This window comes from Kitasatospora sp. NPDC024654, assembly GCF_055559155.1.
The window spans coordinates 1-12,636 of record NZ_JBVHLF010000066.1; the positions used below are offsets into that span (position 1 = coordinate 1).

Genomic DNA, 12,636 nt, shown 5'->3' on the forward strand with positions numbered 1-12,636 from the left:
ACCGCCAAGCCCTTCCGCTGGACCTACGACGGCACCCCACTCAAGGAGGCAGCCTGATCAACACCCCTCCACGAATTAACGCGGAGCAGCACTAGGCCCCGAGCAGCCCCCGGATCGCGGCGCGGTTGACCGCGTTCAGAGCGCGCAGCACCGCCGGCGTCAGGAACACCAGCAGCAGCCCGGCCGTCGACAGCCCGGCGATCTGCCACGGTGCGGAGAGGTAGTAGACGTGCCGGACGCCCTGGCTGTCGGTGCTGTCGAAGAGCTGCAGGCCGGGCCGGCCGACGAAGCGCGGGAAGACCCAGGCGTAGAGCGGGTAGAGCGCGCTGACCCAGCCGACCGCCCACAGGGTGACGCTCAGCACGAAGCCGAACACCTGCCAGGGGAACATCACCACCTGGTACAGCACCGCGCGCCAGCCCGCCGGGTCGGCCAGCCCCGCCGTGACGGCCCCCCAGGCGCCGGGACGGCGGCGGCGCACCGGAGCCGGTCTCGGCACGTCGTACCCGAGCAGCCGGCGGGCCCGGCCGCGCTCCATCGCGCCGAAGCCGCGGGCCCCCGCCAGCAGGAGCGCCAGCACCGGCAGGCCGAGCGCGGTGACCAGCGTGCCGACGCCGAACGCGAACATGGTGACCACCCAGCCGAAGCCCGCGGTCGCGGTGACCAGCGAGCCCAGGACGAACCCGAACTCGCGGTAGGTCTGCCCGGCGAAGGGTGCGCGCCAGAAGTACGGCTGCTCGGCGCGCTGGTAGCGGTCGGTGCCGTGGTGTCCGAGGTCCTGGCCGTCCTGGGTGCCGTGGGGGTCCTGGAGGTCCTGGAAGCCCTTGGTGCCCTGGAAGTCCTGGAGGTCCTGGAGGTCCTGGAGGTCCTGGAGGTTCGTCATACCTTCAGCCTGCCCGCCGGGAGCGCTCGGCGGGATCCGGCCTCCCGGCGAACCGGAGGTGGGGTTAACCCCCCGGCCGGTCCCGCCACTCGTCCTCCAGCAGCGAGTACTGGAGCGCGTCGTACCAGCGGCCGCGCAGGAACAGGTCGTGCCGGATCCGGCCCTCCGGCTGGAAACCGACCTTGCGCAGCACCCGGGCCGAGGCGAGGTTCTCCGGGTCCAGCCGGGCGGCCAGCCGGTGCAGGCCGAGGGTGCCGAAGCCGAAGCCGCAGAGCAGCCGGGCGATCTCGGTGGCGTAGCCGAAGCCCCAGGTGTCCCGGCGCAGCGCGTAGCCGATGAACGCCGCCCGCTGGCTCTCCGCTCCCTCGATGCCGAGCACCGCGTTGCCGATCGGCACCGCGTCCTCGCCCTCGGCGGTGACGGTGACGGCGAGCCGGTAGACCGTGCGCGGGTCGCGCTCCGCCTCCTCCAGGTACAGCGCGACCTGGTCGGCGCAGTCCTCCCGGTCCCGTGGCTCGAACGGGAGGTAGCGGGCCGTCTCGGGGTCGCCGAAGATCGCGTGCAGCGCGTCGATGTCGCGCGGCACGTGGTGGAATTCGCGGATGGTGAGCCGTGGTCCGGTGAGCTGTACGGGGTCCATGGTGCGTACGCTAGCGCCGGCGCACTCGGGAGGCGGTTACCGTACGGGGATGAACGTCGAAGACCTGCAGCTCACACCCCGTCCGCACAGCGCCGCGCTGCTCAGCTGGGCCGCCGACGCGGGACGGGAGCCGGTGTCCGAGCGCGCGGTCGGCACGGTGTTGACGCTGCTGGAACTGGCCGGCGCCCGGATGCACGACGGGTTCCCCGAGCTGAGCTCCGGCCTGGTGCAGGAGCTGCTGTACGAACGGATCCACCTCTACGTGCAGCCCGCGGACGACGAGTCGCCGCTCGCGTACGGCGCCGCGGTGCGGCTGCTGGTGGACCATCAGCGGGCCGCCCGGCGGCTGAACGCCAAGCGGCAGCAACGGCTGCACGAGGAGGCCGAGTGGCAGGGTGAGCTGCTCGCCGGGCTGCTGCGGCGACCGCACCTGGTGACCTGGCCACGGCTCTACGCGCTGCTGCTGCGCGCGGACGGGGTGGACACCACCGACCTCGCCGCGGTCCGGAGCTGGCTGGACGCCTTCCGCGAGCTGCCGGAGGAGCAGCGGATCGAGGTCTTCGCCGCGCTGGACGGGCTGGACCAGCCGGAGGGCGTGGACGGTTGGGAGCCGGGGGTGCTGCTCGGGATCGGGATGGCCACCGACGGGGCCCGGCTGCTGCTGGAACGGCAGTTGATGGAGCGCAGCTACCGGAACCTGGCCGGACTGACGGCGCTGGGCCACCCGATGCCGGAGGAGCTGGCCGGCGACTACCCGGCCTTCGAGGCGGCGGTCCAGGCGGAGGCGTTGCGGCTGTGCGGCGAGTGGACGGTCCCCGGGCTGCCCGAGCTGCTGCTGACGGAGTACCAGGACCTCGCCCCCGAACCGGGCGCGGCCGAGGTCGACGGCTACCTGCTGCAACGCGGCCTGGTCGACCTCCCGCTGCCGGAGGGCGACTGGACCTTTCCGGGCGACGAGTGAGGGGCCGGGTGCGGGGTGAGCGCTGACAGTCGTGGTCAGTCGTCAGCCCAAACCCGGGCTGACGGCCTCCGTCAACTGTCACCCGTCACTCGCCACCAACCGGCTACGGGTTCAGCCCGTGCCCGCGCAGCCAGCCCAACGCGTCGACCGGGGCACCGCCGCCGGGGCGGACCTCCAGCCGCAGCCGCGGACCGCTGACGCCACCGACGGCGGCGTTGGCGGTCATGCTGACGTTGCCGGTGGCGCCGACCTTGCCGAGCACGGTGCCCGCGGCGACCGGGCCAGCCGGGACGGTGATCGCGGAGAGGTGGCAGTACCAGAGTTCGGTGCCGTCGGACAGCGTCTGCACCACCCGGTAGCCGTCGGAGCCGGACCAGCCGGCCGAACTGACGGTCCCACCGGCGACCGCGGCCACCGCGCTACCGGCGGGGGCGGCGAAGTCGACACCTGTCTGCAGGTGCGCCCAGTGCCCGCCCGGCTGGCCGTAGCCGGGTCCGAGCGCGTACGACGAGGCGATCGGCAGCGCGAACGGGCCGACGACCGGCGACGCCCCGGCCTGGTCGGTGACGCCCTCGCCGGACGCACCTCCGACGGCCATGGGTCCGACGACCGCGACCGCGGCAGTCCCGGCGACAGCCCGCCCCTGCTCCTCCGCGACCTGCGCCGTGGCGGCCCGTACCGCCGCCGCCCGCGCGGCCTCCTCGGCCTGAGCGGCCTCAGCGGCCTGCGCCGCCGCCTGCCGCGCGGCCTCCGCCTCCGCCTCGGCCCGGGCCTGCGCCTCAGCACGCGCCTGCGCCTCAGCACGCGCCTGCGCCTCGGCCTGGGCCCGCGCCTCGGCGCGCGCCTGCGCCTCCCGCTTGGCCGCGGCCTCCCGGGCGGCCTCGACCCGGGCCGCCTCCTCGGCCGCGGTGCGCCGGGTGTCGGCCTGCTGCTGGATCCGGGCGGCCAGCGCCAGTCCGGGGTCGGCGGCGTGGTCGGCCACCTGGTCGACGTCGACGGCGTGCGCGGGCTGTGCGGGCTGCTCGGGCGCGGCAAGTGTGGTCGGAGCGGGTGCGGCCGGCCCGGGAGTGGCGGCAGCGGCGGCGCTGGCGGAGAACCCGGTGGCCCCAAGGGCGGCGGCCATCGCCGTCACGCCGAGCACCGGCGCGCCGCTACGGCTCTGCCGGGGCAACCGGTGCCGCGCGGCCTCCTCGCCCACGGTCGACTGCTCGGGCCCGAAGGGCGCCGGCTCCGTTCCGTCCTGCAGCCCTGTCCCGTCCGGAAAGTCGAGCAGCTGAGTACCTCCGGCCTGGGTGCGACTCTCCGGGGTGTGCGTCGACGCCACGGGGGCGCGCTCCTTTCCTTCCTTCGCGCCTACCGGGTTAGCTGACGGGTTCGGAGCAGGAAGGTCTCCTACGGTCCGGCCGGGGCCGGTCCGATTCACCCCAAGGAACGGTGGTTCCCCGGCTCTGCGACCCCGCCCTCGGGCTGGGTCGCGGATTGGGCGACGGCGCACGGTGCCGTTCGGGTACGGCGTTGCCGACCGCGCTGCGTTATCAAACGTTAATCCCAGAAGCCCGTGATTCCAAGCCGCTCCCCTGAGGCCCGCGCGGCCTCCTGAGGCCCCGAGCGCGCGTAGATACGAGCCTCGCGATCGGGCCACAGAGCGTTGACAGCTAAGGCTATTAGCCTTAGCTTTGTGGCTGTCAGCAGCCACCTCGACAGCCAGGAAGGCCGCCATGTCCACCGACTCCAGCACCGACGCCCTCACCCCGCGGACCCAGTACCTCGACGTCCCCGGCGGCACCGTGGCCTTCGACGACACCCGCGGCTCCGGCAGACCGGTGGTGCTCCTTCCCGGCATGCTCGACTCCCGCACCGTCTACCGTCACCTGCGCCCGCTGCTCACCGCGGCCGGCCACCGAGTGATCACCATGGACCTGCGCGGCTTCGGCGACTCCTCCATCGCCTGGGACGACTACTCCCCCGCCGCCCTCGCCACCGACCTGCTCGCGCTGCTCGACCACCTGGACCTCGACCGCGCGACCCTGGTCGGCAACTCCTACACCGGCGCCACCGTGGTCAGGGCGGCGGGCACCGCGCCGCACCGCGCCGCCGGGATCGTCCTGGTGGACGCCTTCATCGAGGTCCCGCCGCCGGGCGCCCTCCAGCGCGTCCTCACCAAGCTGCTCGGCTCGCTGGTCCTGAACCTCCCGAGCACCTGGGGCACGTACCTCAACCACGCCTACCCCACCCGCAAGCCCGCCGACTTCGCCGCCTACCGGGCCCGCATGGTCACCGCCCTGCGTACCCCCGGCCGGCGCCAGGCCACCCGCGGCTACGTCACCGGCGACTCCTCGCCGCTCGGCTGGACCCAGGACGTGCGATGCCCGGCCCTGGTGCTGATGGGCGCCAAGGACCCCGACTTCCCGAAGCCGGAGTTGGTCGCCGACCGGCAGGTCGCCGCGCTGACGGCCAGCGCGCAGCGGGCCCGTAGGGTGATGATCGACGGCGCCGGCCACTACCCGATGGCGGAGTTCCCGCAGGCCACCGCCGACGCCCTGCTCCCGTTCCTCAGCGAGGTGGCCTGATGCCCAGGGTCGGACTGACCCCCGACGCCGTGGTCGACCACGCCCTGGCGCTGATCGACGACGAGGGCCTGGAGGCGCTCACCCTGGCCGGTGTGGCGGCCCGCGCGGGCGTCGCCACACCGTCCCTCTACAAGCACGTGCCGGGCGGCCTGGGCGCACTGCGCCGACTGGTCGCCGTCCGGGTCACCTCCGACCTGGCCGACCTGCTCGCCCGGGAGACCGCCGGCCGGACCGAGGACGCCGCCATCGAGGCCCTGCTGCGCGGCTACCACCGCTACGCCACCGACCACCCGCACCGCTACGCCGCGCTGCCCCAGGCCACGCCGGCTCAGCCCGACGACGAGCTGCTCGAGGCCGCCGCCCGGCTGGTCGGCACGATCCTGGAGGTGCTGCGCGACTACGGGATCGAGCGGTCCGAGGCGATCCACGCCGCTCGGACGGTCCGCGCGGTCGCCCACGGCTTCGCCTCGCTCACCATCGGCGGCGGGTTCCAGCTCGCGGAGGACCTGGCGGTCACCCAGCGACGGCTGGTCGGCGTGCTCACCGGCGGCCTGCGTAACTGGCCCAGCGACGAGATCGGTTAGCAGGGGAACCAACCGGGCACCTCACGGTGTGTTCATCCGACGGGACTACCGTCCCCCACCGAGACCGCCACGCGCAGAGGACCAGGGCCCATGACGCAGCCGAGCACCGCCCGCCAGTCCGCCCGTCCGACCGACGCCGGCGCCGTCCCGGCCCCGCGTGCCGGCTCGACGCCCACCACCAACGCCTGCTCCACCACCGGGTACGCCACCGCCCCCGAACAGCCCACCGGCTGGACCGCCGTCCGCCGCACCCTGGCGATCGTCCGCGGCCTGCGCACCCTCGGCGACGTCCCGGCCCGCCCCCAGCCCGGCTACGGCGAGGCCGACGGCCAGTAGCGACCGCCCCGCCCCTCCCGCGGACCTCGCCACCCCACATTTACATCCGGACCAAATAGGATATTCACTGTCACTCACGGCAGTCGAACCACCCGCCGGCGCCCTCCGGCCCGGCGGTACGCCCCAGGAGCGGAAGGGCCGGGTATCCCGATGGACCTGACCTCCCCCTGGCTGCCGACCTCCGCCGACCAGCCGCCCGCCCACCGCGGCCGCGGCTCGGCCCGTTCCACCGTGGCCTGCATCCGCAGCCTGCTGCGCTGCGCCAGCGCCTCCGAACTGCTCGGCGCGGTGCTCACCGAGGGCCCCGGTTGGGTCACCCGCGAGGGTGCCGCGATCTACCTGCTGGACGGCTCCGGCGCGCTCCGACTGACGGTCTCCAGCGGCCTGCCCGACTGGGCGCACCGCCGCTACGCCACCGTCGACCGGGCCGACGACCTGCCCGTCGCCGCCGCCCTGCGCCGGCGCGCGCCCGTGCTGCTCAGCCCCGAGCAGACCAGCCGGGCCTTCCCGCGCGGCCCGGCGGGCGGCGGCACCGGCCTGATCTCGGTGGTCGCCCTGCCGCTGCTGGTGGACGACCAGGACCTCGGCGTCCTCGCGCTCACCCTGGCCCACCGCGGCACCGTCCCACGCCGCGATCTGGAGGCCCTCGAGGCGATCGCGGAGGCCTGCGCCCACCGCCTGGCCCACCTACTGGCGCAGGCGCAGTCCGGTACCGGCAGCGCGCAGGGCGTCCGGACCCACGCCGAGCCGCCCGACCCGGCCGCCGACCACCAACCGATGCTGGCCGGCGCCGTCCGGGCCGCCGACGCGGGCGTCTTCGAACGCGACCTGGTCACCGGCGAGAGCGCCTGGGACGCCGCCGCCTACCGCCTGGTCGGCCGCACCCCGCCGGACGGCCCCGGCCCCTACCCGGCCCCGGAGTTGACCAGCCTGGTCCACCCCGAGGAGTTGCCGGACGTCCAGGCCGCCCTGGTGGACGTACTGGCCCGCGGCGGCCGCTACCGGCTCACCTACCGCGCGCTGCGCCCGGACGGCACGGTCGCCGGACTGGACGAGCGCGGCGAGGTGCTGCTCGACGTGCACGGCCGCCCGGTCCGGATCGCCGGCCTCCTCACCGAGCACCACCACCCGGCCGGCGCGGACGGCGGCCCGTCCGCCGAGGCGGTCGGCTCGGGTGCCGGCCTCCCGCACGCCGGGCTCTCGGACGCCGGGGCCGGCGCCCGTTCGGCCCTGCTGCTCGCGCTGACCAGTGCGCTCTCCCGCGCGGTCGGGGTGCGCGACGTCACCGCGGCGCTGACCGACGTGGCCCGACCCGCGCTGGGCGCGGCCGAACTGGCGCTCGACGTGGTCGACGAGGGCCGGCTGCTGCCCGTCTCACCCTCGGTCTACGGGGGGCCGCACCGCAGCGAGATGCACCGGCTGCACCAGAGCGAGGCCACCGCCGAGCAGGCGCCGGCCCGGTCCGTGCCGCTGTTCAGCGAGCCGGGGACGGCGACGGCCGCAGGCGGACCGGCGGCCTGGGCGGTGCTGCCGCTGGTCGCCTCCGGGCGGCAGGTCGGCTCCTGCCTGATCACCTTCGCCACCGAGCGCGCCTTCAGCCGCGAGGACCGCACCTTCTACTCCGCGTTCGCCGGCGTGCTCGCCCAGTCCCTGGAACGGGCCCGGCTCTACGACACCCACTACCAGCGCGCCACCGAGCTGCAGCGCGCGATGCTGCCGCGCACCCTGCCACGGCTGCCCGGGCTCACCTCGGTGGCCCGCTATCTGCCCGGCACCGAGGGCATGCAGATCGGCGGCGACTGGTACGACCTGATCCCGCTGCCTTCGGGGCGGGTCGGCGTGGTGATCGGCGACGTCCAGGGGCACAACGCCGAGGCCACCGCGGTGATGGGCCAGTTGCGCAGCGGACTGCGGGCGTACGCGACGGACGGGCACGACCCGGCCGCCACCCTGGCCCGGACCAGCCGGCTGCTCGCCGAGCTCGACACCGACCTCTTCGCCACCTGCCTCTACCTGACGCTCGACCTGGGCAACGGCACGATCCACGGCGCACGGGCCGGCCACCCGGCCCCGGTCCGGATCGCGGACGGCCGCGCGATCGAGCTGGACCTCCCGGGCGGCCCGCCCCTGGGCGTCGACCCCTCGATCAACTACCCGCTCACGATCGAACAGCTCGGCCTCGGCGAGACCCTGCTGGCCTACACCGACGGCCTGGTCGAGGACCGCTCCGAGGACTACGACGAGTCGGTGCAGCGGATGCTCGGCGGCCTGGAACTCTGGTACCGCCGAGCCGGCCCTACCCGGGTCGGCCCCTACCGCGCCCTGGAACAACTGGCCGACCTGCTCACCCTGAACGTCACCGAACGCCGTTCCCGCCCGGACGACGTCGCCCTGCTCCTCCTCCACCGCTGACGCCACTTCACCAGGCCCCAGCAACGCCTGAGCACTGCTCTCCCAGGTGAGCACCGCTCACTCCAGAGCCCACCGCCCACCCCGGAAAGCACTGCTCACCCCAGAGAGCGCCGCTCACATCAGAGAGCGCCGCTCACATCAGAGAGCACTGCCCGACCCAGAGAGCATCACCCCCCTCAGAGAGCACCGCTCACGAACGCAAGCCCCGCTCACCCCCGAGAGCGCCGCTCACGCCATCCCCTCCTGCTCCGACTCCTGCATCTCCTCCACCAGGTGCCAGTGCAGATCGCGCACCCCGGGCTCCAGCGACAGACGGGTGATCAGCTGCTCCAGCGCGCGGGCCGGGTCGCCGGTGATCGCCACGGTGGCCCGCAGCAGGGTGCTGTCCTCGCCCTGCCGCTTGGCGCGCAGGCCGGTGGGGGTGAGTCCGGCGGTGCCGATGGCCTGCAGCAGCAGCGCCCGCACCTGGGTCTCGGCCTTGCGCTGGCACAGCAGGTGGACGCTGGCCCGGACGCCCTCGACGTCCGGGTCATCCTGCGGCACCCGGTCGATCAGCCGGCCCGCCGGGCGCAGCACCAGGTGCACCGCCAGCACCGCGAACGTCCCCAGCACCGCGAACATCAGGTGCCCCGAGGCGGCCATCACCCCGACCGCCGCCGAACACCACAGCGTGGCGGCGGTGTTGAGCCCGCGCACGCTCGCCCCGTCGCGCAGGATCACCCCACCGCCCAGGAACCCGATCCCGGAGACCACGTAGGACGCCACCCGAGTGAGGCTGCCCGGGTCCACCACCGCCTCGCTGTACAGCACGAAGAGCGTGGCCCCGGCCGCGACCAGCGCGTTGGTGCGCAGGCCGGCCATCCGGGCCCGCCACTGCCGCTCGACGCCGATCAGTGCGCCGCAGCCCACCCCGACACCGAGCCGGGTCAGGAAGTCGATGGTGCTCAGGGTGTGCACGTGGGCGCACCTCCTTCAGGACGTGGTCGGACGACGCCCCTCATCGTCGCCGACCACGGTGCCGGGCTGGTGGAGCCCCGGCGAACTCCTGGTGCCGATGCGGACATCCCGTCACCCGATGGGGATCCCCCGGCGGGGGCCAGCCCACCCCGCGCCGGGGCGCCCCCACCCACCGACCCGCCTCAGCCGAACAGCCCGTTGAACACCTGCGTCGAGGGAGCCCCTTCCAGCGCACGGTAGCTCCCGCTTCCGAGCACCTCCTCGACCAGCCGCCGAGCCGCCCCGTACGCCGCCCTGCTCAGGCCGGGCCCCAGGCTGACCCGGGCCACGCCCAGCGCGCCCAGCTCGGCCACCGTCGGCCACCCTTCCCCGACCAGCACGTTGAGGGGCAGCGGCAGCCCGGCCGCCAGCGCCGCGATGTCCTCGACGTCGCTCGCCATCGGCACGAAGATCCCGTCCGCACCCGCCGCCGCGTACGCCTTGCCCCGGGCCAGCGCGTGCTCCAGCCGCTCCTCGGGCTCCCCCACCCGGCGCAGGTAGACGTCGGTCCGCGCGTTGATGAAGAGCTCGACCCCCGCCGCGTCGGCAGCAGCCCGGGCGGCCGCGATCCGGGCCACCTGCTCCTCGACGGGACGAAGGACGCCACCCTCGCGACCGTCCTCGATGTTGATCCCGACCACGCCGGCCGCCAGCACCAGCTCGACGGTCCGCCCGACCTCCGCCGCGGTGGCGCCGAAGCCCTCCTCCAGGTCGGCGGTGACCGGCAGGTCCACCGCCGCGACGACCCGGGCGGTCAGCTCGACCACCTGGTCGCGGCTCAGCCCGCCACCGTCCGCCGCACCCAGCGCCCAGGCGACGCCCGCGCTGGTGGTGGCGATCGCCGTGGCACCGGCGTCGGCCACCAGCACGGCGCTGCCCGGATCCCAGACGTTCGCCAGCACCAGCGGCCCCTCACCGTGGTGCAACCGGTGGAACCGCCGCGCCCGCTCCTGCTGCACGGCCGGCCGCTCGGCCCCCATCAAGCGCCGGCCTTCGCAGCCGGGCTCATCCGCGTGCTGATCGCCAGCCGGTTCCAGGCGTTGATCGTCGTGATCGCGGCGATCAGCCGGGCCAGTTCCTGCTCGTCGAACTGCTCGGCCGCCTCCTGGTAGACGGCGTCCGGCACGTGCCCCTCGGTGATCTTGGTGATCGCCTCGGTCAGCGCCAGCGCGGCCCGCTCGCGGGCGGTGAAGTACGGGGTCTCGCGCCACGCCGGCAGGGTGTAGAGCCGGTGCTCGGCCTCGCCGGCCTTGCGGGCGTCGGTGGTGTGCATGTCGAGGCAGAAGGCGCAGCCGTTGATCACCGAGGCGTACGTCTTCACCAGCTCGGCGATCACCGGGTCGAGCCCGGTGGAGGCGGCCTTGGTGAGGTCGAGCATCGCCCGGTAGACGTCGGGGGCCGCCTGCGGCAGCGCGAGCCGGAGGTCGGGGGCGGGAACGGTACGAGTGGCCTGAGTGATCTGAGTAGTCGTCATGAGAGACACCCTAGGGGTGAAGTGTCCCGCCCCCGTGGTTCATTTGCAGTATGAATTCTTGGGCCATTCAGCGGCACCCATCCACCCCCGACCAGGCCCGGCCCCCCGCTCCCGCGGCCGCACCCGCCCTGGGCCGCGACCTCCACCTGGACCTCACCGTCCGCCGAACCGCCGGCCTCGGCCTGCGCGCCGCCCTGGAGGACGCCCTGCGCGAGGCCACCGCCGACGGCAGCCTCGCCCCGGGCACCCGGCTGCCCTCCTCCCGCGCCCTCGCCGCCGATCTGGGCATAGCCCGCAACACCGTCGCCGAGGCCTACGCCCAGCTGGCCGCCGAAGGGTGGCTGGTCTCCCGGCAGGGCTCCGGCACGACCGTCGCCGACCGCGCCCCGACCCGCCGCCCGGGTCCGGTCCCCCGTCCGGCGCCCGAGGCCGCGATCCGCTACGACTTCCGCCCCGGCCGCCCCGACCTGGACCTCTTTCCGCGGGCCGCCTGGCTGGCCGCCACCCGGCGCGCACTGGCCCGCGCCCCGCGCGACGCGCTCGGCTACTCCACCTCGCTCGGCCGCTACGAGTTGCGCCGCGCGCTCGCCGACTACCTGGGCCGGGTGCGCGGCGTGCGGGCCGATCCCGAACGGATCCTGCTCTGCAGCGGCTTCGCCCAGGGTCTGGCACTGCTCGGCGCCGAGCTGCACGCGCGCGGCACCGGGCCGGTGGTCGTCGAGTCGTACGGGCTGCGCGTGCACCGCGAGCTGCTGGAGGCGGCCGGCCCGTCCACCGTGCCGCTCCCGGTGGACGCCGACGGCGCCCGCACCGATCTGCTGCCCACCGACGGCACGAGCGCGGTCCTGCTCACCCCCGCCCACCAGTTCCCGATCGGCACCCCCCTGCACCCGGCCCGCCGTGCCGCCGCCCTCGACTGGGCCCGAGCCACCGGCGGCCTGGTGATCGAGGACGACTACGACGGCGAGTTCCGCTACGACCGCCAGCCGGTCGGCGCGATGCAGGCGCTCGACCCGGAGCGCGTGGTCTACGCCGGCACGGCCAGCAAGAGCCTGGCACCCGGCCTGCGGCTGGGCTGGCTGGTGCTGCCGGAGGACCTGGTGGCGCCGCTGGCGGCCCGCAAGGCGCGCGCGGACGGGCAGTCGAGCGTGCTGGAGCAGCTGGCGCTCGCCGAGTTGATCGAGTCGGGCGGCTACGACCGCCAGGTCCGCCGAGCCCGCCTGCGCTACCGCCGCCGACGCGACCGACTGGTCGCCGCGCTCCCGACGGCCGTGCCGCGCGTCCAGGTGAACGGGATCGCCGCCGGCCTGCACGCGCTGCTGCGCCTCCCAGCCGGCCGGACGTCCGAACCGGACCTCCAGGAGCAGGCCCTGCAACAGGGTCTGGCCCTCGACGTGCTGTCGCGGTTCCGCCACCCGCTGGCCGAGCCGGACGGCCTGCCGCCCTCCCTGGTGATCGGGTTCGGCACGCCCCCGGAGCACGCCTTCCAGCGCGGCCTCGACGTGCTCGTTGAGCTCCTGACAGCGAACTGCTGACAGCGATCCCCTGACCGGCGAACCACTGCCGGCGGCCCGCTGACGACGGCTCAGCGATGCGCGCCCAGGTAGAACAGCAGGTACAGGAAGCCGCCGAAGCCATGCGCGGCGGCCATGTAGATGAAGACCCGGATCGCCACCCGGTGGTCGGTGCGCTTGCCGGCGTCCGTGGTGGGCGCGTACTGCGGGGGACGGTGGTGCTGAACGGCCATCGCCAACGGTCCTTCCTCGATCGGTGTGTGTAC

At 74.7% G+C, this 12,636-nt stretch carries 13 protein-coding genes and 1 riboswitch; of the genes, 6 read left to right on the top strand and 7 right to left on the bottom strand.

Annotated elements, in window-relative coordinates:
- Nucleotides 1-91 precede the first annotated feature (91 nt).
- Together ACZ38L_RS29135 and ACZ38L_RS29140 are read right to left on the bottom strand one after the other, a co-directional pair.
- Nucleotides 92-883 (bottom strand): sensor domain-containing protein, encoded by a 792-nt coding sequence (locus ACZ38L_RS29135; RefSeq protein WP_465698774.1) that lies wholly within the window; start codon nucleotides 881-883, stop codon nucleotides 92-94.
- 64 nt (nucleotides 884-947) lie between these two features.
- Complete coding sequence (locus ACZ38L_RS29140; protein ID WP_465698776.1) at nucleotides 948-1,523, bottom strand: GNAT family N-acetyltransferase; 576 nt, start codon at nucleotides 1,521-1,523, stop codon at nucleotides 948-950.
- Between the two features lie 49 nt (nucleotides 1,524-1,572).
- Between ACZ38L_RS29140 and ACZ38L_RS29145 the strand changes: the two genes are divergently transcribed.
- Nucleotides 1,573-2,484: a hypothetical protein gene (locus tag ACZ38L_RS29145; RefSeq protein ID WP_465698779.1), complete on the top strand. Its 912-nt coding sequence runs from the start codon at nucleotides 1,573-1,575 to the stop codon at nucleotides 2,482-2,484.
- A gap of 103 nt (nucleotides 2,485-2,587) precedes the next feature.
- Here ACZ38L_RS29145 and ACZ38L_RS29150 read toward each other — a convergent pair whose 3' ends face one another.
- Nucleotides 2,588-3,808, bottom strand: coding sequence for a M23 family metallopeptidase (locus tag ACZ38L_RS29150; protein WP_465698781.1), 1,221 nt, complete (start codon nucleotides 3,806-3,808; stop codon nucleotides 2,588-2,590).
- 12 nt (nucleotides 3,809-3,820) lie between these two features.
- Nucleotides 3,821-3,980, bottom strand: a riboswitch (cyclic di-AMP (ydaO/yuaA leader).
- Nucleotides 3,981-4,202: 222 nt separating this feature from the next.
- Here ACZ38L_RS29150 and ACZ38L_RS29155 point away from each other — a divergent pair.
- From ACZ38L_RS29155 to ACZ38L_RS29170, 4 genes are all read left to right on the top strand, one after another.
- Nucleotides 4,203-5,054 (top strand): alpha/beta fold hydrolase, encoded by an 852-nt coding sequence (locus ACZ38L_RS29155; protein WP_465698783.1) that lies wholly within the window; start codon nucleotides 4,203-4,205, stop codon nucleotides 5,052-5,054.
- Nucleotides 5,054-5,638, top strand: a complete 585-nt coding sequence (locus ACZ38L_RS29160) for a TetR/AcrR family transcriptional regulator (protein WP_465698785.1) — start codon at nucleotides 5,054-5,056, stop codon at nucleotides 5,636-5,638. The genes ACZ38L_RS29155 and ACZ38L_RS29160 overlap by 1 nt, the downstream gene beginning before the upstream one ends.
- Before the next feature lie 90 nt (nucleotides 5,639-5,728).
- Entirely contained in the window at nucleotides 5,729-5,974 is a 246-nt protein-coding gene (locus tag ACZ38L_RS29165) for a hypothetical protein (RefSeq protein ID WP_396557249.1), read from the top strand.
- Nucleotides 5,975-6,124: 150 nt separating this feature from the next.
- Entirely contained in the window at nucleotides 6,125-8,386 is a 2,262-nt protein-coding gene (locus tag ACZ38L_RS29170) for a SpoIIE family protein phosphatase (RefSeq protein ID WP_465698787.1), read from the top strand.
- Nucleotides 8,387-8,614: 228 nt separating this feature from the next.
- On the opposite strand, the gene ACZ38L_RS29175 is transcribed toward ACZ38L_RS29170, so the two are convergent.
- From ACZ38L_RS29175 to ACZ38L_RS29185, 3 genes are all read right to left on the bottom strand, one after another.
- Nucleotides 8,615-9,343, bottom strand: a complete 729-nt coding sequence (locus ACZ38L_RS29175) for an MgtC/SapB family protein (protein ID WP_465698789.1) — start codon at nucleotides 9,341-9,343, stop codon at nucleotides 8,615-8,617.
- Nucleotides 9,344-9,525: 182 nt separating this feature from the next.
- Nucleotides 9,526-10,362, bottom strand: coding sequence for an isocitrate lyase/PEP mutase family protein (locus ACZ38L_RS29180; RefSeq protein WP_465698791.1), 837 nt, complete (start codon nucleotides 10,360-10,362; stop codon nucleotides 9,526-9,528).
- Nucleotides 10,362-10,856, bottom strand: a complete 495-nt coding sequence (locus ACZ38L_RS29185; protein ID WP_465698792.1) for a carboxymuconolactone decarboxylase family protein — start codon at nucleotides 10,854-10,856, stop codon at nucleotides 10,362-10,364. The genes ACZ38L_RS29180 and ACZ38L_RS29185 overlap by 1 nt, the downstream gene beginning before the upstream one ends.
- A gap of 50 nt (nucleotides 10,857-10,906) precedes the next feature.
- Here ACZ38L_RS29185 and pdxR point away from each other — a divergent pair, with 50 nt between their 5' ends.
- Nucleotides 10,907-12,391, top strand: coding sequence for a MocR-like pyridoxine biosynthesis transcription factor PdxR (gene pdxR, locus ACZ38L_RS29190; RefSeq protein WP_465698794.1), 1,485 nt, complete (start codon nucleotides 10,907-10,909; stop codon nucleotides 12,389-12,391).
- Nucleotides 12,392-12,441: 50 nt separating this feature from the next.
- On the opposite strand, the gene ACZ38L_RS29195 is transcribed toward pdxR, so the two are convergent.
- Nucleotides 12,442-12,603, bottom strand: a complete 162-nt coding sequence (locus ACZ38L_RS29195; protein ID WP_396557237.1) for a DUF6126 family protein — start codon at nucleotides 12,601-12,603, stop codon at nucleotides 12,442-12,444.
- Nucleotides 12,604-12,636 lie beyond the last annotated feature (33 nt).

Coding starts and splice junctions, on each gene's coding strand:
- ACZ38L_RS29135 (WP_465698774.1), bottom strand. CDS start 883: ATGACGAACCTCCAGGACCTCCAGGACCTCCAGGACCTCCAGGACTTC.
- ACZ38L_RS29140 (WP_465698776.1), bottom strand. CDS start 1,523: ATGGACCCCGTACAGCTCACCGGACCACGGCTCACCATCCGCGAATTC.
- ACZ38L_RS29145 (WP_465698779.1), top strand. CDS start 1,573: ATGAACGTCGAAGACCTGCAGCTCACACCCCGTCCGCACAGCGCCGCG.
- ACZ38L_RS29155 (WP_465698783.1), top strand. CDS start 4,203: ATGTCCACCGACTCCAGCACCGACGCCCTCACCCCGCGGACCCAGTAC.
- ACZ38L_RS29160 (WP_465698785.1), top strand. CDS start 5,054: ATGCCCAGGGTCGGACTGACCCCCGACGCCGTGGTCGACCACGCCCTG.
- ACZ38L_RS29165 (WP_396557249.1), top strand. CDS start 5,729: ATGACGCAGCCGAGCACCGCCCGCCAGTCCGCCCGTCCGACCGACGCC.
- ACZ38L_RS29170 (WP_465698787.1), top strand. CDS start 6,125: ATGGACCTGACCTCCCCCTGGCTGCCGACCTCCGCCGACCAGCCGCCC.
- ACZ38L_RS29180 (WP_465698791.1), bottom strand. CDS start 10,362: ATGGGGGCCGAGCGGCCGGCCGTGCAGCAGGAGCGGGCGCGGCGGTTC.
- ACZ38L_RS29185 (WP_465698792.1), bottom strand. CDS start 10,856: ATGACGACTACTCAGATCACTCAGGCCACTCGTACCGTTCCCGCCCCC.
- pdxR (WP_465698794.1), top strand. CDS start 10,907: ATGAATTCTTGGGCCATTCAGCGGCACCCATCCACCCCCGACCAGGCC.
- ACZ38L_RS29195 (WP_396557237.1), bottom strand. CDS start 12,603: ATGGCCGTTCAGCACCACCGTCCCCCGCAGTACGCGCCCACCACGGAC.